Raw genomic sequence first — 18,868 nt, 5'->3', positions numbered from 1 at the left:
ATTAGCGGCCCTGAATTCTACATAGTGGCCGCCGCTCTGCCTGCCTCATGTACCGGCTCCTGTGTGAGCCGGTTGAAGGTGATCAATGACACAGCCCCCATCGCTGCAAAAACAAAGGTAAACAGCCACGTCGGCACCCAGGCGCTCAAAATAATAAAGGCACCGGCAGTACTCACCCCCAGATAAGTAAAAAGATAATAGATGCCCATATAGGTGCTCCTGGCGTGGTCCGGAATAAAGCCGGCCAGCAAGGCTTGTTTGACTGGAATATGAAGCACCTCTCCTGCGCTTGCGATAAACATCGCTGCAAGAAGCACGATTGGCACTTCACTGAAGCTGATGATGGTGTAGCCTGTAAAAAACAGCGCGAGGCCGGTCATGAGAACCCATCGGTCGTTCAGCTTCCGGATAAAGGCAGAGACAAGCACCGTTAAACAGATCACAAGAATCGTGTTCTCTGCTTTTAGAAGCCCGACGATATTTAAGCCATCAACCTGGACTGTCAGGAACGGAAGAAGCGGCCGGGGTTCTTTGAGGGCATCCACAAGCCGGACAGCAGTAACAGTGGTAAGTTGCTCTTCCACAGAAACAATGAGTAAGTGGGCACATATAAAAGCCATGAAGACACGGTGAAGCAGGACTTTCCTGTAGCCCGTTTTGAAAGATGCTTCAGCTTTCGAAGTGTTAACACGCCTTTGCCCGGATCGTAAGGGAACGTAGGTGTCCGTAATAAAAAAGGCGGTCACAATAAACGAAATGAAAAGGCAGAAAGCCACACCAAGAAACAAGTAGAAGTGATGATCCATAAACAAAAAGGCTCCTGCAATTCCCCCGACCGCCATACCCAGGTTTCGCAGCCAGTAAGCATAGGTATAGACGGACCGCCGGTTTTCCGGTTTGCTTACATCGATCAGCAATGCCTGATAAGCCGGCTCCCCTGCGCCGGTGGAAAACTGAATCATCACAAACAGAAGGAAAGCCGCAAAAGGCAGAACCAGCCAGGGTGAATTAACGAATGCGACAGCGATAAAACCGAAAACAGCAACCCCTTCAGTCCAAAGAATCACCTGTTTTCTTCCGGCTTTATCGGCAAGGAGCCCTCCGGTCAGAGAGCCGGCAACAGTAGCTGTGATCACGCCCAGGAACATAAATCCTGTGGTGACGGTGCCAAGTGTGGCGGAGAAATAAATAATCAGATAAGGCACGACCGACATGGTGGCCATCGTAGTGAGGAACTGTAAAGCGAGTCTTATTTTAATGGTCCGGTGAAAGCGAAATAATGACATTGGTTTGCCTCTTTCCTACGATTGATTGATCAATCATTATTGGTGGAAAAGAAAAACCGAAACAATAGCTCATTTCGGTCCAAAAAGCTGCACCGTGCTTGGAACGAGATGCTCCCACGTATCGCTGTCGGGTTCATCAGTCAAATTCAACCGCAGTCCCATCAACAGACTGGTATATGCTACAGCCGCATAAGTCGGGTCCTGCTCACGGAGCACACCCTTTTTCTGTCCTGCTGCAACCAGCTCCCGAACCTGGTTTCGCAAGTTCTGATGAAATGCATCGAGGACTGTAAAAGTATCAGGAAACTTTTTGTTATGGCTGATCACGTGGACAACCAGGTTTAAATAATGGCTGATACTTGAAAACACTTCGATATGCTTTACCACCATGCTCTCAAGTTCTTTCACAGGGTCATTTGCTTGCGGATCAAAATCAAGTAACGACCTCTCGTAATCTGCCAAAGGTTCCGTCACAGTGGCATGAAACAGCTGATCTTTGTTCTCAAAGTACGTAAACACGCTGCCAAAACTGACTTCGGCAGCTTTAGCGACCTTCTTAATTGTCGTACCCTCAAACCCGAGTTCGGAAAAAAGAACGACCGATTCATACAGGATCCGCTCCCGCTTTTGTTCCATATTTTTAATCTGATTTTCTGAAAGTGGCATGGACGACCCTCACTCCCTAATAATGATTGATCAATCAAACGTTAATAAAATTGTAAAACATTGGTTTTGATTTGTAAAGCCCGAAGAAAAAACGAGAAGCCATTAGCTCCTCGTTTTCTCTTACTCTTTTTGTTCCATATAGGCATCATTCTGTTCCAGCTTTTCCTTTGCCGCTTCGTAGTCCGTTTCCTCCACATCACACTCCAGAATGTACTGAAATGCTTTGTTTTTATCTTTACTCATTGTTAACTTATTTTTTCCCGCTGCCGGGGGAACAACGCCGGCTGCTGCCGTTCCTGATCCCACATTCGCTGCGGGGACGAGCACGATATTCTCACGGCTCTGCTGTGGAATTTCATCTACAATGACATTGCTCACCCGGAGCTGCTTGAGGCTGATCGAAGCCGTTTCTGCATCATTTTCGGTCCTGAAATACGCTTGAAGCTTTTTCATGTACGGATTCCACTCCTCTCTTTTATACCTTTCCAATACCCTTAAAATCCTGATTGCAAAACAAAAATAAGACTGTCAGCTACTTTGCCGACAGTCTTATTTTCATTATTTTTTGTCCTTCATCATTTTTTGAATAGCACCGATGTCCTTCGGTACGTTTCCGCTCATAATTGCCTTAACGAGCTGATCTTCTTTTTCTTTTGTTACTTTACGGTTGGCGACCTTTGCAATCCGCTGAATCAGGTCTCTTACGACTTTTTCATCCTTGAGATTAGCCGACTGGACTGATTGAGCAAGCTTCAGCACTTCATTCATCCCAACGCCGGTTTTTTTCTCAAAACCGCCAAAGAATTTGTTAAACAAGCTGTTCCACTCCTTCCCGCTTCCACCTTATTCATATCCTATGATCAAACGGGAAAAGGGAGTGGCCATCCGCCCAGACGCAAAGAAAAAGACCCCGGGGAGAATCATCTCCCCAAGGTCCCTTTATTAACTCCTAGCAGCCGCAGTCGATGTAAGATACACCGATGATGACCAGCAGGATAAACAACACAACCAATAACGCAAAACCTTCATTTTTACCGTATGACAATGGAATTCCCTCCGCCCCCGTGTAGGATTCTTTTCACCACACAATATGTACGTTTTCCCCGTTGAGTGTGGGCGTTTGCTTGGAATAGGCAAATGGGGGGCAAAAAAATACAAGCTTCCAAATCACACTTGAAAATGTGTCTGCAGTGGACAGGCCATTAAAATTCTCATTGAGCATCGAACATTTTTGTAAAACACAAGTGGAGCTGTATGCTCCAAATTTCGATAGTGGAAAAAACAAAACCGGTGTCGAAAAGATAGCTGATTTCATCTTTAGAGCACCGGTTTACTCTTATTCATCTTCAAAATGCCTGATAATATAAAGCCTTTCCTCTTCTTCTGAGAGAAGCCGCGTTGCCTCACCGACCGTTCCTCCCTGCAGCTGCCAGATCGTATTATGATCCTCCACTGCTCTGGAGAAATCATCCTGTCTCCAGCGGGTGAGGATGTCGTGATACACCGCACTGTGAGTATAGCTGTTCTCTTTGTTTACTTCCAGAAGACGATCGATAATCTCATCCGTAATAAAGACGTGTCCCCACTTTTCAGTTGCATACACTTTCTGATGGGACATGGCATGAATCGTATTCTGCATATTCGTTTCGCTCATATCAAAAGAGTACCGCTCCTCAACCTCATCCACTGTAGGCACATCAACAATCTCTTCAATCGGCACAGGCTCACCTGTTTCCTCATCGATTATATCCTCGACTTCGCCTGAGGCTTCAGACACTTCCCGGCTGTCGAGCCATTGGTGGGTGGTAAAGCCCGCTACAGAAAGAAAAACGAGAACAATGGCTGTGACTTTAATGATTTTCATGACGTTCACCTTCATACCTCTGCCCGTTTAACTTGCAAAGGTCTTCTCTCAGTTCCTGAGTATCAGGAAAAACAAACACCTGATACCTAGGATTATTTCTGTTTCTCATCGTATGCTCCAGATCATGACCCATTCAGATAAGCTGAATCGCAAGAGACTTTTTATAAATGTTCTTTAATGGCGGCTTCTCACGCATAGCAGCCACCACACAATTCACTGAGCTTTCCGCCGGCCTTGCTGTCATAAAGCCCGATTACGTCGCTAAACTCGCAAACGCCGTTATCCTTCAACACCTCGGCAAGCTTATGTAAATCTCCTAAAATATAAATATCACTTTTCGGATCGAGCACGATGTCCAAATATTTGAAAAAGAAGTATTTTCCTTCCCTCGTGCCGCTCTCATGATTATCCTTTAACAACACAACAATGCTTACCAGCTCACGGTAATCCATCAAACCCCTCCCAACCATTAACTAGTTAATATTATCTAGTAAATTGGAATTGGTTTCAAGGTGTCTGTAAACATTATCCACACATGTCCTATGTCTATTTTCCCGTTTTATCTATAAGGGTGACTGATCATCGTGCCACCCTGACTCTACATCAACCAAACATCAAGAATGAAGATCACGATGATAACCACTTGAATGACAAACTTCGCAAACGTACTGCTCAAAAAAGCAAACACGGTTCCCGTTCCGATTTTTAAAGCGGACGTTATATCTTTTGTAACGAGATATTCAGTGATCACAACGAGAGCAAAGGGCACAAGAATAATGCCAAAAGGCGGTACAACGAATGCCCCTATGATAAGACCGGCGATTGCCATCCTCCCTCCCCACTTCGAACCGCCCCGGCGTTCCACGAAGTACATATTCGCCACAAAATCCGCTGCGAAAATGAGAACAGTCAGAACGAGAAGGCTTCCCCACGACCAAAACCCGAGGGAATCCATAAAAAAGTGGTACGATGCAAATCCGAGCCAGATCATGAGAATGCCGGGGATCACAGGATAAAAAAGACCCACAAAGCTTAACAGAAAAAATGAGACGATAATCAACCAGATTAAAATATCCATACATGCTCCTTATGACTAAAATAGACTGCTTAAAAGTGATTGTACCCGGAAACGGAGGTTTCTAATAGTAAAAGAGGTTGATCCAAAAGGCCGTTCTTTACCTTTTGGATCAACCTCTTTTACATTGTGCTCTTTTGAGACATCTTCTACGATTATTTTCTGAACATAGAAAAGAGCCTCTCAAAACCACCTTTCGGTTTTTGTGCAGCTTCTTCCAGCCGCTTGTTAAACTCGTTTTGTGACCTCCATTCCTGCCTCTGTTCCTCACGCATCGCCTGAATCTCTTTTTGAAGAAGCTCGCTTTTTTCCTTTTCCTGTTCAAGCAATGCTTCATAATGGGACTTCTGTTGCTCAGTCAGTCGTTCAATCTTGGACTGTGTCCGCTGTGCTGAATTTCCGATTCCGGAACTGATGACGTGATGGTCCTGCTGAAGCTGGGCTACCGTTCGTTTAAGGTGCGTCATGCCTTCTCCCAGCTGCACATTCATCTCCCGTGTAGCCGCCAGCTCTTTCGCTAAAAACATCAGACTTTCTTTCAATTGGTTCGGATCTTGAGGCAGGCTGCCGTATGTATCGGGTAGCGCTACGTCTGTTGTATGAGAGTCTTGTGAACTGTCCAATCTCTCTTTCTGCTCAATTACAAGGTCTTTCGCCGTGTCGTCCAGGGGCTTGTCCGTATCGCGTATCGCTACAAGGGCATCGATGTCAGATTGGACAAAGATCCGCCGGTCTCTATCCTTAAAAAACTCGTATCCGTTCCGCTCCAGGATCTGGCCATACTTCCGTACTGTTGGCGTTGCAATACCTACTTGTTCTGCCACTTCCTTCGTTGAGAAAGAGCGTTCATTCGGCTGTATATCGTGTCGCATATCGGACCTCCTTATCTATTATAAATATGAAGGTTTTTTGTCGAATTTGCAAGATGTATGGCCATCCGATACGAGGATTTGTCAGATAAAATAGAAATTAGGTACGAGGTCTCATAAGGATAAGGATAGCGCTATATCGCCTGGCAATCTTTGTGTATCGCTTTTTTAATTCAGTATCTGTGAACGTTTGGTGTTAATTTCCGCTTATTGAACTCCCTTTAAGATATGAACTAGATTCTTAACTTTTGGGTCTATTAAACCCAGAGGTTGATTCCCCCTGCCTCCTTCTCCTTTATTTTGTGGTATCGCTATGCGATACCAACAAGATTGTTAATCTTTTAAAGGGAATGTATCGCCATACGATATGCCTGCCACTGCGTCTCCAATCTGTCTTATTTAAACTTTGTGTCGTCTCGTACTATGACCAAGTATTTTTTCCCCCTTATAAGGCATATCTATCACTATCAACCGCGTTTTCCAAGCCTGGTTTCATAACGTATCGGCGGGCGATACGACACTACTGATTGATGGTCGGGGAACTCGTATATCGCATACCGATATGGGGCCCCTGCCTCACATATCGCCTTACGCTTCATCCGCTATACACGCAAAAAACCAGCCCTCCGGCTGGTTTTTTCCTTAAGGCAATACCACTTTCCCCATCGAAACGAGCTTTTTTGCCCCTGTCGCTTCCGGTGCGTTATTCGGCCGTCCTTTCAGCCGGTAAAGCCCAAGGACGGCAAAAACAGCTGCTTCTTTAAATTCCGAAGATACCCCCAGCTCCTCCATCCGGTAAACAGGCATTCCGAGCTCTTTTCCCAGTTCTTCCATCAGATAGTGATTCTCAGCTCCCCCTCCCCCAACGAACACGTCTTCAAGTCCGAGCTGACCAATAAAAGGGGTAACAGCGTCACGGATCGACCTGACAGTGTAGCTGGAGATTGTGGCTGTAATATCTTCTCCTGATAAGCCTCTGCTTTTTCCTTCTTCAACAAGCCTTTCAGCCATTTCCCTGCTGTAACGCTCACGTCCGGTGCTTTTAGGAAGAGGCTTCTTAAGAAAGCTGTCCCCTTCTATCAGGTTGTCCAGCCATAAGTGATCCACCTGACCTGCAGAAGCATATGCTCCACCGCGGTCATAGGTGTGCTTTCCCCCGGTTAAAATGGCCATACACTGATCAATCAGTACATTTCCGGGTCCCGTATCTCCGCCAATCATCGGCCTGCTAACGGATGCCGGAGACAGGAGGGTGACATTCGCCATTCCGCCAATGTTCAGAAGAACCCGCCCTTTTTCCTGATGGCGGAAAAGAAGGTGATCCACGAAGGGAACGAGAGGAGCTCCTTCTCCTCCCACACTCATATCACATGGGCGGAAGTCGCCTACGGTGAGCACGTTCGTTTGTTTGGCTATTTCAGAGAGTTCTCCGATTTGCAGCGTTGCTCCCGTTTCCGGCATGTGATAAACGGTCTGCCCGTGGGAGCTGATGAAGGCTAGGTCCGCCATTGTTCTGCCGCTCTCTTTTACTACACGTTCGGCAGCGGCTGCGAAATCCCGGCCCAAAACGACGTTGAGCTCACAAATATCACGGATATTGGACCGCTCTATGTCCATGGCATTCTCGATCTGCTCTTTTCTTCCTGCTGAAAAAGGGACGGTCACTCCTTTCACCTGTTCACACGAGTGTACGTCTCCCTTCCCATCCACCTTGAGTTCCACGAGGGCGGCATCAATACCGTCCAGGGAGGTGCCGGACATAAGGCCGACCGCCATGTATGTGGTGGCTGGTACTAAATAATCGCCCATCCTGCCTCTCCCCTTTACTTCTTTTGAATGAAGTCAATGGCACTTCTTGTTTCTTCAAGATGCTTAATGACCACGTCAAACTGGTTGTTTGCCAGAAGCATAAACAAAATATCAATCACCGTGAGCTGGGCAATTCGTGACGATGTGGCCCCGCTTCGGAAGGTGGTTTCCTTGGACGTGGACGTCTGGAGAAGAATATCAGCCACTTTGCCCACGGGGGATACGCCGAAACGCGTTAACCCGATTGTCGTGGCTCCCCGCTTTTTTGCCAGCTGCATGATCCGTTCGACTTCAAACGTTTCACCGGAAAAAGAAATGCCAAATACCACGTCCCCGGGCTGGACGTTGGCAACATGCATCGCTGCTACGTGAAAGTCCGAAAACGAGTGTGCACGCTTATTGATCCGTGAAAGCTTGAGCTCTGCATCCTGGGCAATGATCTGAGAAGCCCCGACTCCGAAAAAGTGAACCACATTCGCCCCGGCAATCGCGTCAACCGCTCGCTCCAGCTGATCTATCTGAAGCGTCTGCAACGTCTCCTTTAACGTCTGTATGCTGTTGTTCGTGACCTTTGCAACAACAGATGCCGGTTCTTCCCCGGGATGCAGATCGTGAAAGCCTTCATCATAGTCGTTCGTCAGTTCTCCTGCAATTTTTAATTTAAGCTGCTGAAAGCCTTTATAGCCAACCGATTTACTGAAACGAACGACCGCCGCACTGCTCGTATCGCTTGCCTCTGCCAGCTGGTTCGCTGTCATCCCGATCACTCGTGACGGGTGCTCAATCACATACGCTGCCAGCTTCTTTTCAGAGGGGGAAAGCTGATTGGTCACCTCGGCAATCATTCGCAATGCCCCTGATTTTATGTTATTCATCGTATCCCTTCCCATCTTGAATCAATTATATCTGTTTCAGAAATAATCACACAATGACGTCATTGTAGAAGGCAATGAAAAAGTTCGATCTTTAACTTTTTCCAGTGCCTTCTAAGCAATAAGCGTAACGGTTGCATGTTTTAAAAGCCTGGTATGAGTGGTTTTTTCGTGTCAGGCGCGCAACCGCTGAAGCCATTGTCACTCAAATAAAAGGCACTGAAAAAGTTGTTTTGTGCTTTTTCAGTGGCTTCGTCATTGTGTGATGGGGACTCTTCCTGTTGGTTCTTCTTTTCCGGACAAGACCTCACTAAGAGCCGTCATTGCCCCTTTTGTGCTCTCGAATCCGGTAATATACCGGCGGATAAACGGCAACTCTTCTGCATCGTACGGTGAGCGTAAACTGACACCAACCATGTCGGAGTAGTGTTTCGACAGCTCTTTTGCCAGGAGGCGCTGATTCTCGTTATTTCCCGGTAAATAAGAACAAAAAACGACTGTACTGCCGCCGTCGATCTGAGACAGCACGTGGACGACTTCTTCCTTGGAAGGGTTACTTTCTACAGATGTAGAAGAAACGTCAAACCCCCTTGCTCTCAGCTGCTCTGCAATCAGATTGGACTCATCTGTCTGCTCATCCGCATAGGACTGACGGTGGGGCCTGCAAAAAACGACGTGAACCTTTTCGTCTGCCGAGAGGGGCGTCCATTTGTCTGTTAAAGAAGAAATCGTCCTCTTCCGGATCCCGTCTACTGTCTCCCGGTGTTTTTCAACGAGTATTTCTATCCGGTTCTCGTTCCTTTTTCCTGTCCCGTGCTTCGCCTTCAGGCGTTCAATCCGGCCAAGGGCTTCCTCCACCCGCGCCAGTGAAAGGTGGCCGTTTTTCACTGCCGCCACAAGTTTTTGGTGGGTTTCCCGCTGAAGAGATGTTGTGTGGGAAACTAAGACGATATCAATCCCTGCCTGAATCGCTTTTACAGCAGCATCGGCCGTTCCATACGTCCTCGATATCGCGTCCATTTCCATACAATCCGTGATGGCTACGCCTTCAAAACCAATCTCATCCCGGAGCAGCCGGCTGATAATCGGCTTACTGAGGGTGGCCGGATAATCTGGATCGAGGGCGTTAAATTTAATGTGGGCACTCATGACAAGGTCGGCTTCAGAAGCTGCTGCCCGAAACGGTGCGAGCTCCACTTCCTTTAAGCGGTCCAGATCATGGTCCAATTTAGGGAGGGCCAGGTGGGAGTCGACGCTCGTATCACCATGTCCCGGAAAGTGTTTGATCGTAGCAGACACGCCGCTCTCCTGAAAGCCCGCTACGGCTTCCCTGACAAACGACGCCACTGTGGAAGGGTCGCTTCCAAAGGACCGGACACCAATGACCGGGTTCGCGGGGTTGCTGTTCACATCGGCGCACGGAGCAAAGTTCACGTTAATTCCAAGGGCTGCAAGCTCTTTTCCGCTGATTTGTGCCAGTGTCCTTGCCACTGAGGGATCGCCTGTTGCCCCGATTGCCATCTGACCGGGGATCTGTGTGACCCCGTCTCTGATACGGGCCACCATTCCCCCTTCCTGGTCGATGGCGATAAGAAGCGGGGAGCCGCCCCCGTTTATCTGCTGGAGGCGCGCCGACAGTTCATTTACCTGATCTGGCGTATCCACATTCCGCTGAAAATAAATTACACCACCCACGTGACAGTCCCGGATCAGCTGTTCTGTTTCTTTGTCCACTGTGGTACCCGGAATGCCGATCATCATGAGCCGGCCGACTTTTTCTTCAATGTTCATGCGATCATCTCCCTTATATAAGGCACTGGAAAAAGTTAAGACCGAACTTTTTCAATGCCTTTTTTAAGTATTTACGGAGCCCTGTACAAGGCCCTTCGTCATTTTTCCCTGGAAGAAAATAAAGAATAGCAGAACCGGAATCGTCGCAATGGTTGAAGCGGCCATCAGTCCCCCGAAATCAGCGGTAAACCGGCTGAAAAACTGTTGCAGGGCCAATGGAAGCGTCCGGAGCGAATCGTCCTGAATGAACGTAACGGCAAAGACAAATTCATTCCATGCAGTAATAAAGGCGAAAATGCTTGTTGCAGAAACACCAGGCCAGGCAAGGGGGAAGATGACCTTCCGGAAGGCCTGCATTCTCGTACACCCGTCAATCATGGCTGCCTCTTCAATTTCCACCGGGATCGAGGCGAAATAGCTTCGCATCATCCAGATACAAAACGGCAGAGCAAACGTCAGGTAAACGATCACAAGTCCGACCAGGGAGTTGACCAGGCCCAGTCTGCTCATGACGATAAATAACGGAATAATCATAACAACCAGAGGGAACATCTGCACACTCAGAATCATAAGAAGAATCGCATTTTTTCCTTTAATATTGAAGCGTCCGATCGCATAGCCTGCCAGAGCAGCGATCCCTGTCCCAAGCAAGGTTACGGTTCCTGCCACCATTAAGCTGTTGGTGAAATAAACCCAGAAGTTTGCCCGGACGAAGATATTGTAGTAGTGCTGAAACGTAATATCATGGGGCCAGAACGTCGGCACGCTACTGAAAATCTCTGAAGATGGTTTTAAGGAACTGATCACCATCCACCAAAACGGGAACATGGAAACGACAAACACAAAGATGGCAGCTGCATAGATCAGAACTTTCTGGAACGTTGTTTTTCGCTTCATGCCGGCTTCCCTCCTTTTTCCTCTCGGAGAAAGTAAATGTAGATCACAATAAAGAACATCAGTAACACGAACATGAGCATGGCGATGGTAGAAGCCATGCCGAAGTTCAGGGAGTTAAAGGCTTCGCTCCAGGAATAGAGGGCCAGGACGTACGTGCCCCGTGCCGGTCCGCCTTCGGTCATGACGTAGATCTGGTCAAAGATTTTAAAATCCCAGATCGTTGAAAGAATAAACAGAATAAGAAGAAGGGGCTTAAGCATCGGCAGGGTAATTTTTGTTACTTTATGCCACGCATTGGCGCCATCAATCTCCGCTGCCTCGTAAAGCGTATCGGGAATTGTCTGGAACCCCGCCAGAAGGGAAACGGCGATAAAGGGGAAGCTCTGCCATACAATCATAAAGAAAATCACCGTGAATGCCGTCCAAGGTGTGTTAAACCAGGCAAACCCGTCAAACTGGGTAAGGCCGATCTGTGTGAGGAGGTAGTTGGCCACTCCGTACTGATCGTTGAACATCCAGCGCCATACGATTCCCCCTGCAACAGCCGGGAATACCCATGGAATCAAGATGACAATCCCTAAGATCCGGCTGCCCTTGAATTTTGTATTCAGCAAAAGCGCAACCAAAAGTCCTGCAATCATGGTCCCGAACACACAGGCCAGACCAAAGACGACGGTGTTTCTCGTTACCGTCCAAAAGAATGGATCTGTGAGCGTTTCCGTATAATTGCTTAACCCGACCCAGGAAGAAACACCCGTCATGAGGGAATACATATCATATTGTCTGAAAGATAGGTAGAACGTGTTAAACAGCGGGTAGATGGTTAAGGTGAGGATTAGAATCAGCGCTGGTGCCAGCAAAAACCAGGGAAGCCATCGATTGTTCATCTCTTTCCAACTCCATTCTTCTAAAGACTTTGCGCAGTATGTATGGAAAAGTCCGTCAGAGAAATAGTCTCGACGGACTTTTGCCGTTTTGGAACAATTCGCTGTTCCGTCACTCGTGTTATTCTGTTGAGAATGCGTTGTTCATGCGTTCAGCTACGTCATCCATAGCTTCCTGGGCGGTTTTGGATCCTTGCATGATCTCCTGGATTGGAGCGACGAAGAGGTTTTCCCCTTCAAAGCGTCCCCATGACGGGCTTGCAGGGTAAGAACGCCCTTCCACCAGTGCATCGGAGAACACGCTCAGCGTCTCATCTTCTGAGAACATCGGGTCGTTAAGACCGTCAATTGTTCCCGGGAAGAATCCAGTGAAATCAGCCCACTCTGTAATGAACTCATCAGAAACAAGAAGCTTTAAGTATTCGGCTGCCAGTTCCTTGTTTTGAGACTGCTCGAACAGGGCCAGGTTGGATCCGCCTACGAAACTCGCATTTGAGTCGTTCCCCGGAAGCGGCGCAACGCCGATTTTATCTTCAAGGTCCGGGTTCTCATTAATCATCGCATTAATACCAGGTGGAAGATCGATCGTCATGGCCAGGTCTTCCTGGGCAAATGCCTGACGAGTATCGAGTACAGACCAGTTCAATGCGCCGTCAGGAACAAAGCCTTCTTTGTACATATCCGTATAGAATTCTACAGCTTCAACAGCTTCAGGCTGATCAACCTGGGATACCCATACCATTTCGCCGTCATCATTTTCTTCCTGTACAGCCAGCTCTCCGCCGAAGTGCCAGATCTTAGGCAGGACAAAGTGCTGGGAAATTCCCACTGCCGGGTAGGCATAAGCGTCGGTATTGTTGATAATGGCTTCGCCGACTTCCCACAGGTCATCGTATGTCTCAGGCACATCCACACCTGCTTCTTCAAAAAGCTCTGTATTGTAAACAAGCTGTCTGACACCTGCGTACCAAGGTACACCGAAGAGCGTTTCATCGTATGTTGCTACCTCTTCAAGAGCATCGACCCAGCCATCTTCCATGCCCCAGTCTGCAACGATATCATCCATGTCGGCAAGAGCTCCCATCGCTGCGAACTCAGGGTTCCATGTGGTTCCGAGCTCTGAAATATCCGGAGCACTTCCCCCTGCAATGGAAGTAACCAGTGTCTGGTGGGCAGAGAGCCACGGAATAAACTGAACATCGACTGAAACGTTAGGGTAGTCTTCATTGAAACGTTCCGTCACCCGGTCAAAATAGTCCTCTGCTTCTTCAGGTGAACCTGTCTCCATGATCCAGACGCGAAGCTCGGCTTCTTCGTCAGATCCCGCAGCATCATCAGAATCCCCTTCATCTGCTGTTTCTTCGGTATCGGCCTCTTCATCGGCACCTGCATCTGCATCTTCCGCATTGTCTGTACATGCAGCCAGCATCAGTAAACTAAGTGAAATACCCGTGATCAAACCCGCCTTCTTTTTCATGCAACCTTCATCCCCTTTTTTCAAAATATCTATGGAACCTTTTTCAGGTCTCCATTGCCGTTATGACGAACGCTCATTTTTCGTCGATGTGATCGCCTGCCTGACTGCCCCATTAGCGTTTGCCAGCCGTTCTTTTGCCTGCTCAACCGAAGCGCCTGTTTCAATGAGTACAATGGCGAGTTTCACATCGTGCTCCGCCTTTTCCAGAGCTTCAACAATGACGTCTTCCTTTGCATTCGTCACTTCATGTACAATCCGTTTTGCCCGTTCATAAAGCTTGTAGTTACTCGCATGAAGATCGACCATCAGATTCTCGTAAACTTTCCCAAGCTTAATCATGACCGTCGTGGAAATCATGTTGCATACCATTTTGTGTGCCGTAGCCGACTTTAATCTCGTGGATCCGGTGAGGATTTCAGGGCCCACGATCGTCTCGATGCTGATCTTTGCCACACTGCCAATCTCTGATGATGGGTTGCAGCTCAGGGCAACGGAAGCAGCCCCTACCTTATTTGCAAATTGAAGAGCGCCGATCACAAAAGGCGTCCTTCCGCTCGCGGCGATCCCGATAACGATGTCACGCTTGGAGAGCTTCACATCCTCCATTGCCCTCGCTCCGCCTTCAACGGAATCCTCTGCTCCCTCTTTCGCACAAAACATCGCCGAATTTCCTCCTGCAATGATCCCTTGTACCATTTCAGGCGGCGTGCGGAAAGTGGGGGGACACTCTACAGCATCGAGGACGCCGATCCTGCCGCTTGTGCCGGCCCCCACGTAGAACAGCCTTCCTCCGCGCTGGATGGCATCAACAGCCAGGTCCACTGTCTTTTCAATCTCGTCAAGACAGTCATGGACGGCCCGGGAAACTTTCTGGTCCTCTTCATTCATCAGCGTTAAAATTTCTTTTGTCTTTTTCAAATCAAGCCCTGCAGAAGCGGTGTTTCGCTGCTCTGTAAGTAAGCAAGACAGGTTCTGTTCCATGCTCATCACCAAATTTCATCAGGAATTACCTTCTCAGATAACGAAATAATATTTCAGTAATTTAATATTTTAAATGTAACTAAATTTCAAATTAAAAGCAAGTAAATTTTTGAAATTGTCCGATAATTATAGTTTGAGAAGTGTTTTTGTTTTATCGGTCGTTTTTCCCGGTTTATCCGTCGTTTTAGTGCTTTTATCAGTCGTTTTTGGGCATTTTTCCGTCAATTTACTGAATATATCGGTCATTCTGCAAAATACGACACAACCCGACACATACATACGCCCGCGCCCCCAAACCCCAGCTTCCCTGTTGCAAAAAACGGCTCACAAGGTATCCTTCCACCTCATAAGCCGCCCCACTTCTCTCACGTTTACTGTTCGAACGCCGTCACTGATCCTTTTTTCACCTGAACACGGGTGGACTCTCCATCCACGTGGACAAAGTAGTTGCCCGGCTCAAGATCAGTAAACCCGGCAATGCCAGATCCGTCAATTTTACCGACGGCCACTTCCTCGCCTCTTACTCCTCTCGTAACAACCACTTTTTCTCCTGATAAGTCAGAAGAATAGCTGCCCAACAGGTGACCCACAGGCTCGTCCTTCCAAGGCGTTGGGAACGGCTCTACTTTCTCCGTAAACGGCGCTTCAAAGTCATTGTCCTCATTCGGAACCGTCAGAGCTGCAAGGAGGTCCGCAAACGGACGGTTGTCATTGCTCCATACGTTGTATACGTACGGGCTGACTCCTTCAGCTATGTTTCCGCTTGGAGAAGGCTCAATCGCACGCTTGATCTGCTTCAGGCTGTCCGGAATCGAGTTCAGGTAAAGAGCCGGCCCGATGATCATGCCCCTCGTGCGCTCAAGATCTTTCTGATACTCGATCCACTGATCATAGCGCTCGCCTCTTCCAGGCGTCGCTTCCGGGTCATAGTTCATTACATAGGCAAAATCAAGGTAGCCTTCCTGAAGCCACTTTTCCCAATTCTGGTGTGCCCGCTGGACCGGATCCAGGTCTGTGAAATCATTTTCTCTCGGGTCGTCAAAGCCCCATGATAAAACAGCCGCCGTTACGTCAACGTTCATATCCAGATTCATAGTTTCTAAGTAAATCCGTTTCATCAGCGTGTCAATCTGGTGTGTTTTCCATTCAATCCACTCGGCATCGTTTGCAAGAGGACGGTCAGTACGGCCGGTTTCCTCCTGGAAGCGGGCAAGTGAAGTCGGGTTGTATCCTTTGCCGTCTTCCTGATAGCGGATATAGTCAACATGGATCCCGTCAACATCGTAACCGCTTACAATATCTTTCACCATGTTAATCGCGTGCTCTCTCGCCTCCGGGTGGCCGAAGTCGAGGTACGGCTGCATTCGGTTGGCTACTGCACCATTGTAGTCCTTCGTCACCCATGTTTCGTCGTCCGTCGCATCTGGTCCGTACTGGTTGTAAATGTGCTCCTCTGCTTCCGGAGCTCCTCCGTAGATCGGGTGCCACATCGGTCCTAATACAATCCACGCGTGAATCTCAATTCCTTTGTCTTTTGCCCCATCAATTAAGTACTGAAGGGCATCGAACCCTTCTGTCATGTTCGGATCCTCTGTAAATGGTAAGTAGGAGCTGTTAAAGTAAGCATCGTGTCTCCGTACTACCTGTGCCACAATCGTGTTCATGTTCGCTGCTTCCACATCCGCCAGAAGCTGATCCACCTGTTCCGGTGATTTCAGCCCATCCTCAAAGGCCTGTACCCAAAAGGCCCGTGTAAACGGATCTTCTTCCTCAGACGCCTCGGCACTCATCGGTGCTGCCGGAGCCAGTGAGCCTATAAGAAAAATGACGAGTAACCCTGTTAACCCCATCGAACGGAATAACTGTTTCATCCAATCCCTCCTGATATTGTAATTTTGTTTCAACTAAATTTTAAGAATATTGAAACAATTTTACAATAGACGAATAGGAGTGAGTGTGGATAGTCTTTTTTACCCAGTCATGTATACAGTTTTTTTGCCTGAAAATCGAGGAACGCCTGGGACTGCAGGGAATCGTGGCAAAACAGGGCAGTGACGGAATTTCCCTGATTATAGGAAAGTCGCAAACCATCTGTCCCATAGATGAAGTCTGACCAATACCGATCATCCTTATTTTTCCATGAAACAAACGATGGTTGTTCGGATCTCAAAACCTCAAAAATTTGTCCCGCCAGTATCATCGCATTCCAGCTTTCACTCACCGGACGAATTCTCACACCCTCACATCTCTCATTCTCGTAATCTCCCTGTGTGGGCGTGAATGTGACAGCTTCCAGTGCCACATCCTCTATCTTTCTATCAGCCAGCCTCCGGATTACCTTCCCAGCGTCAAGCCACGGCGCACCTAACTGCCGAAAAGGCTTGTCCGTCCCTGCCCCGAGGGAGAGATTGATGCTGTCCAGAAGGGCCAGTCCATAATAAAACCGAGGCATCTCCATGACATTGGCATTCGGTGACGGCGGTACCCACGGCAGTCCGGTTTCTTTATAATGCATGTCCCGCTCCCATCCCTTCATGGTGATGACTTCGAGCCTCCCGCCGATGGTTTGATTCAGCTCCATTGCGATCTCCCCTACTGTCAGACCGTGTCTCACCGGGAGGCCACTTGGGGAAAAGGAAGCAGCAACGCCCTGCCTGGATAACGGTCCTTCCGCAATTATCCCGCCAACCGGGTTCGGCCGGTCGAGGATGATAAAGGGAATGCCGTGTTCCTTCGACGCCCTCAAACCATAGGCGATCAGGTCGATATATGTATAAAACCGGGCCCCGATATCTTGCATATCAAAAAGAAGCAGACCCAGCTCCGCTGTTGCTTCGAAAAACCGGGATTCGTCAAAGGGAAACAGACTTTCAATGGGAATTCCCGTCCCTTCATCGACGGACGAGCCTACCTCACGCTCCGCCTTTACCTTTCCGCGAAATCCGTGCTCCGGAGAAAAAATCCGTGCCGGAGTGAACCCTCTCTCCTGCAGCGCATCGACGCTGTGCTTCAAAGAGGATGTCACTGATGTATGGTTGGCCATGAGGCCGAAGTTCTTTCCTTTCAGCATGATCAGATGCTCTTTTAAAAAACGCTCAAGTCCTGTCTGGATCATGAAGAAATCCCCTTTCATATTGGAAATTCCAATTATTCTATCATAAAAATGAAGCGGCACTTATTCTATTTTTAATAAATCCTTTTTCCGTGATATGATTAAGCAAATCAAATAAAGGAGGGGGAACGATGGCCAAACACCGGATCTATACAATGAGTTTTGCAAGTGTCTATCCCCATTATATTAATAAAGCGGAGAAAAAAGGGCGTACGAAAACAGAAGTCGATGAAATCATCCGCTGGCTGACAGGATACAGCCAGGACGGATTGGAAGAGCAGCTGGAAAAACAGACAGATTTTGAGACCTTTTTTGCTGAAGCCCCGGAAATGAATCCTTCGCGATCATTAATCAAAGGTGTCGTCTGCGGGGTCCGTGTGGAAAACATCGAAGAACCGACGATGCAGGAAATCCGCTATCTCGATAAGCTCGTCGATGAACTGGCTAAAGGAAAAGCGATGGAGAAGATTTTGCGTAAATAATTAATAGAATTGATTCTCTATATAAATCTCAACTTTTGCAATTTCCGGGCCCACTGATGCAGAAAAGGATCAGATTTTTTTATAAAACAAAAAAAATGACCTCTCCTTTTCACAAAGGAAAGGTCATTTCATTTCGTCCGCCCCTATACCTTAACAGCCTCATCAGCCGTTGTTTCACGTGAAAACTTCTGAAACGCCTTGTAGGCTGCGGGCATGAGGATAATGCCTGTCAAACTCGGGACAAACCACATGAAAATGCCGGGGAAGAACAAAACAATATGATAGGTTACGGTCAGCCCGATCCCTGCAAGGATCGCCAGGTAGAAATGCGTCATCCCGAACAGGAACGCCACCTTCACCACTTTAAGCACCGGAAGATCGAAGTGAACGATGGCCGGAAATAAGAAGGTGACCGTCAGGAAGAACAGCGTGCCCAGAATGATCAGCCCAATTACTATAAGGAGCTGGACGATTCCATCGGCACTGAGCATAAATTGATAGTTTGTAAACAGCACAAATCCGTAAAGCAAGGCGGCGTACCCGAGCACATTCGCCTTCACGAATTCCTTTTTGTAGCTCGCAAAAAATGTCCGGGGCACAGACGTATCAATGCCCTCCATCATCCATTTCCGGATCACGGAAAGGAGAGCGGCGCTCGCCGGAAAAAATCCGAGAACACCTGCACCCAACACCGTGAATACCATCCACATCACATTCAGTGCCGCTATCTTTACAAACACCTCTAACCCGCGGTAAATCCAATTTACCAGTCTGTTTCCTGTTATCATGCTGATTCCCCCAAA

20 protein-coding genes are annotated in these 18,868 nt (G+C 48.0%); 1 reads left to right on the top strand and 19 read right to left on the bottom strand.

Annotated features, from left to right (window positions below):
• Nucleotides 1–17: 17 nt before the first annotated feature.
• The 18 genes from EBO34_RS15775 to EBO34_RS15685 all read right to left on the bottom strand — a co-directional run bounded on the left by EBO34_RS15775 (nucleotide 18) and on the right by EBO34_RS15685 (nucleotide 17,586).
• Nucleotides 18–1,286, bottom strand: a complete 1,269-nt coding sequence (locus EBO34_RS15775) for an MFS transporter (RefSeq protein ID WP_122900348.1) — start codon at nucleotides 1,284–1,286, stop codon at nucleotides 18–20.
• 69 nt (nucleotides 1,287–1,355) lie between these two features.
• Entirely contained in the window at nucleotides 1,356–1,952 is a 597-nt protein-coding gene (locus EBO34_RS15770) for a TetR/AcrR family transcriptional regulator (RefSeq protein ID WP_122900346.1), read from the bottom strand.
• Between the two features lie 120 nt (nucleotides 1,953–2,072).
• Nucleotides 2,073–2,405, bottom strand: coding sequence for a hypothetical protein (locus tag EBO34_RS15765; RefSeq protein WP_122900344.1), 333 nt, complete (start codon nucleotides 2,403–2,405; stop codon nucleotides 2,073–2,075).
• 105 nt (nucleotides 2,406–2,510) lie between these two features.
• Nucleotides 2,511–2,768: a stage VI sporulation protein F gene (locus EBO34_RS15760; protein ID WP_122900342.1), complete on the bottom strand. Its 258-nt coding sequence runs from the start codon at nucleotides 2,766–2,768 to the stop codon at nucleotides 2,511–2,513.
• Nucleotides 2,769–2,901: 133 nt separating this feature from the next.
• Entirely contained in the window at nucleotides 2,902–2,997 is a 96-nt protein-coding gene (locus EBO34_RS15755; RefSeq protein WP_122900340.1) for a YjcZ family sporulation protein, read from the bottom strand.
• 291 nt (nucleotides 2,998–3,288) lie between these two features.
• On the bottom strand, nucleotides 3,289–3,816 hold the full coding sequence (locus EBO34_RS15750) for a DUF6241 domain-containing protein (RefSeq protein ID WP_122900338.1): 528 nt from the start codon (nucleotides 3,814–3,816) through the stop codon (nucleotides 3,289–3,291).
• Nucleotides 3,817–4,004: 188 nt separating this feature from the next.
• Nucleotides 4,005–4,268, bottom strand: coding sequence for a hypothetical protein (locus tag EBO34_RS15740; protein ID WP_122900336.1), 264 nt, complete (start codon nucleotides 4,266–4,268; stop codon nucleotides 4,005–4,007).
• A 146-nt stretch (nucleotides 4,269–4,414) separates the two neighbouring features.
• Nucleotides 4,415–4,894 (bottom strand): DUF456 domain-containing protein, encoded by a 480-nt coding sequence (locus EBO34_RS15735; RefSeq protein ID WP_122900334.1) that lies wholly within the window; start codon nucleotides 4,892–4,894, stop codon nucleotides 4,415–4,417.
• A 152-nt stretch (nucleotides 4,895–5,046) separates the two neighbouring features.
• Nucleotides 5,047–5,763, bottom strand: a complete 717-nt coding sequence (locus EBO34_RS15730; protein WP_122900332.1) for a hypothetical protein — start codon at nucleotides 5,761–5,763, stop codon at nucleotides 5,047–5,049.
• A gap of 639 nt (nucleotides 5,764–6,402) precedes the next feature.
• Entirely contained in the window at nucleotides 6,403–7,569 is a 1,167-nt protein-coding gene (locus EBO34_RS15725; protein WP_122900330.1) for an anhydro-N-acetylmuramic acid kinase, read from the bottom strand.
• A gap of 14 nt (nucleotides 7,570–7,583) precedes the next feature.
• On the bottom strand, nucleotides 7,584–8,444 hold the full coding sequence (locus EBO34_RS15720) for a MurR/RpiR family transcriptional regulator (protein WP_221175159.1): 861 nt from the start codon (nucleotides 8,442–8,444) through the stop codon (nucleotides 7,584–7,586).
• Between the two features lie 252 nt (nucleotides 8,445–8,696).
• Complete coding sequence (gene nagZ / locus EBO34_RS15715; protein WP_122900326.1) at nucleotides 8,697–10,232, bottom strand: beta-N-acetylhexosaminidase; 1,536 nt, start codon at nucleotides 10,230–10,232, stop codon at nucleotides 8,697–8,699.
• 63 nt (nucleotides 10,233–10,295) lie between these two features.
• Nucleotides 10,296–11,129: a carbohydrate ABC transporter permease gene (locus EBO34_RS15710; protein WP_122900324.1), complete on the bottom strand. Its 834-nt coding sequence runs from the start codon at nucleotides 11,127–11,129 to the stop codon at nucleotides 10,296–10,298.
• Nucleotides 11,126–12,016: a carbohydrate ABC transporter permease gene (locus EBO34_RS15705; RefSeq protein ID WP_122900322.1), complete on the bottom strand. Its 891-nt coding sequence runs from the start codon at nucleotides 12,014–12,016 to the stop codon at nucleotides 11,126–11,128. The genes EBO34_RS15710 and EBO34_RS15705 overlap by 4 nt, the downstream gene beginning before the upstream one ends.
• A gap of 118 nt (nucleotides 12,017–12,134) precedes the next feature.
• Complete coding sequence (locus EBO34_RS15700) at nucleotides 12,135–13,490, bottom strand: sugar ABC transporter substrate-binding protein (RefSeq protein WP_122900320.1); 1,356 nt, start codon at nucleotides 13,488–13,490, stop codon at nucleotides 12,135–12,137.
• A gap of 60 nt (nucleotides 13,491–13,550) precedes the next feature.
• On the bottom strand, nucleotides 13,551–14,477 hold the full coding sequence (gene murQ / locus EBO34_RS15695) for an N-acetylmuramic acid 6-phosphate etherase (RefSeq protein ID WP_346725807.1): 927 nt from the start codon (nucleotides 14,475–14,477) through the stop codon (nucleotides 13,551–13,553).
• A 365-nt stretch (nucleotides 14,478–14,842) separates the two neighbouring features.
• A complete protein-coding gene (locus tag EBO34_RS15690; protein WP_122900316.1) occupies nucleotides 14,843–16,342 on the bottom strand; it encodes a glycoside hydrolase family 10-like protein in 1,500 nt (499 codons plus the stop codon).
• A gap of 107 nt (nucleotides 16,343–16,449) precedes the next feature.
• Nucleotides 16,450–17,586: an exo-beta-N-acetylmuramidase NamZ family protein gene (locus EBO34_RS15685; RefSeq protein WP_183163907.1), complete on the bottom strand. Its 1,137-nt coding sequence runs from the start codon at nucleotides 17,584–17,586 to the stop codon at nucleotides 16,450–16,452.
• A 128-nt stretch (nucleotides 17,587–17,714) separates the two neighbouring features.
• Between EBO34_RS15685 and EBO34_RS15680 the strand changes: the two genes are divergently transcribed.
• The gene (locus EBO34_RS15680; RefSeq protein WP_122900313.1) at nucleotides 17,715–18,065 is read left to right on the top strand and encodes a DUF2200 domain-containing protein; all 351 of its coding nucleotides are present in this window, start codon (nucleotides 17,715–17,717) and stop codon (nucleotides 18,063–18,065) included.
• A gap of 143 nt (nucleotides 18,066–18,208) precedes the next feature.
• Here the strand turns inward: EBO34_RS15680 and EBO34_RS15675 are convergent, their stop codons facing one another.
• Nucleotides 18,209–18,853 carry a YesL family protein gene (locus EBO34_RS15675; RefSeq protein WP_122900311.1) on the bottom strand — a complete coding sequence of 215 codons (645 nt, stop codon included), beginning with the start codon at nucleotides 18,851–18,853 and terminating at the stop codon, nucleotides 18,209–18,211.
• Nucleotides 18,854–18,868: the final 15 nt, after the last annotated feature.

It is taken from the genome of Alteribacter keqinensis, from assembly GCF_003710255.1.
In the GTDB taxonomy this organism is placed as follows: Bacteria; Bacillota; Bacilli; order Bacillales; family Salisediminibacteriaceae; genus Alteribacter; species Alteribacter keqinensis.
Note: the sequence above shows the minus strand (reverse complement) of the source record. Positions and strands in the feature narration are given on the sequence as shown.

Coding starts and splice junctions, on each gene's coding strand:
- EBO34_RS15775 (WP_122900348.1), bottom strand. CDS start 1,286: ATGTCATTATTTCGCTTTCACCGGACCATTAAAATAAGACTCGCTTTA.
- EBO34_RS15770 (WP_122900346.1), bottom strand. CDS start 1,952: ATGCCACTTTCAGAAAATCAGATTAAAAATATGGAACAAAAGCGGGAG.
- EBO34_RS15765 (WP_122900344.1), bottom strand. CDS start 2,405: ATGAAAAAGCTTCAAGCGTATTTCAGGACCGAAAATGATGCAGAAACG.
- EBO34_RS15750 (WP_122900338.1), bottom strand. CDS start 3,816: ATGAAAATCATTAAAGTCACAGCCATTGTTCTCGTTTTTCTTTCTGTA.
- EBO34_RS15740 (WP_122900336.1), bottom strand. CDS start 4,268: ATGGATTACCGTGAGCTGGTAAGCATTGTTGTGTTGTTAAAGGATAAT.
- EBO34_RS15735 (WP_122900334.1), bottom strand. CDS start 4,894: ATGGATATTTTAATCTGGTTGATTATCGTCTCATTTTTTCTGTTAAGC.
- EBO34_RS15730 (WP_122900332.1), bottom strand. CDS start 5,763: ATGCGACACGATATACAGCCGAATGAACGCTCTTTCTCAACGAAGGAA.
- EBO34_RS15725 (WP_122900330.1), bottom strand. CDS start 7,569: ATGGGCGATTATTTAGTACCAGCCACCACATACATGGCGGTCGGCCTT.
- EBO34_RS15720 (WP_221175159.1), bottom strand. CDS start 8,444: ATGAATAACATAAAATCAGGGGCATTGCGAATGATTGCCGAGGTGACC.
- nagZ (WP_122900326.1), bottom strand. CDS start 10,232: ATGAACATTGAAGAAAAAGTCGGCCGGCTCATGATGATCGGCATTCCG.
- EBO34_RS15710 (WP_122900324.1), bottom strand. CDS start 11,129: ATGAAGCGAAAAACAACGTTCCAGAAAGTTCTGATCTATGCAGCTGCC.
- EBO34_RS15705 (WP_122900322.1), bottom strand. CDS start 12,016: ATGAACAATCGATGGCTTCCCTGGTTTTTGCTGGCACCAGCGCTGATT.
- EBO34_RS15700 (WP_122900320.1), bottom strand. CDS start 13,490: ATGAAAAAGAAGGCGGGTTTGATCACGGGTATTTCACTTAGTTTACTG.
- murQ (WP_346725807.1), bottom strand. CDS start 14,477: ATGAGCATGGAACAGAACCTGTCTTGCTTACTTACAGAGCAGCGAAAC.
- EBO34_RS15690 (WP_122900316.1), bottom strand. CDS start 16,342: ATGAAACAGTTATTCCGTTCGATGGGGTTAACAGGGTTACTCGTCATT.
- EBO34_RS15685 (WP_183163907.1), bottom strand. CDS start 17,586: ATGATCCAGACAGGACTTGAGCGTTTTTTAAAAGAGCATCTGATCATG.
- EBO34_RS15680 (WP_122900313.1), top strand. CDS start 17,715: ATGGCCAAACACCGGATCTATACAATGAGTTTTGCAAGTGTCTATCCC.
- EBO34_RS15675 (WP_122900311.1), bottom strand. CDS start 18,853: ATGATAACAGGAAACAGACTGGTAAATTGGATTTACCGCGGGTTAGAG.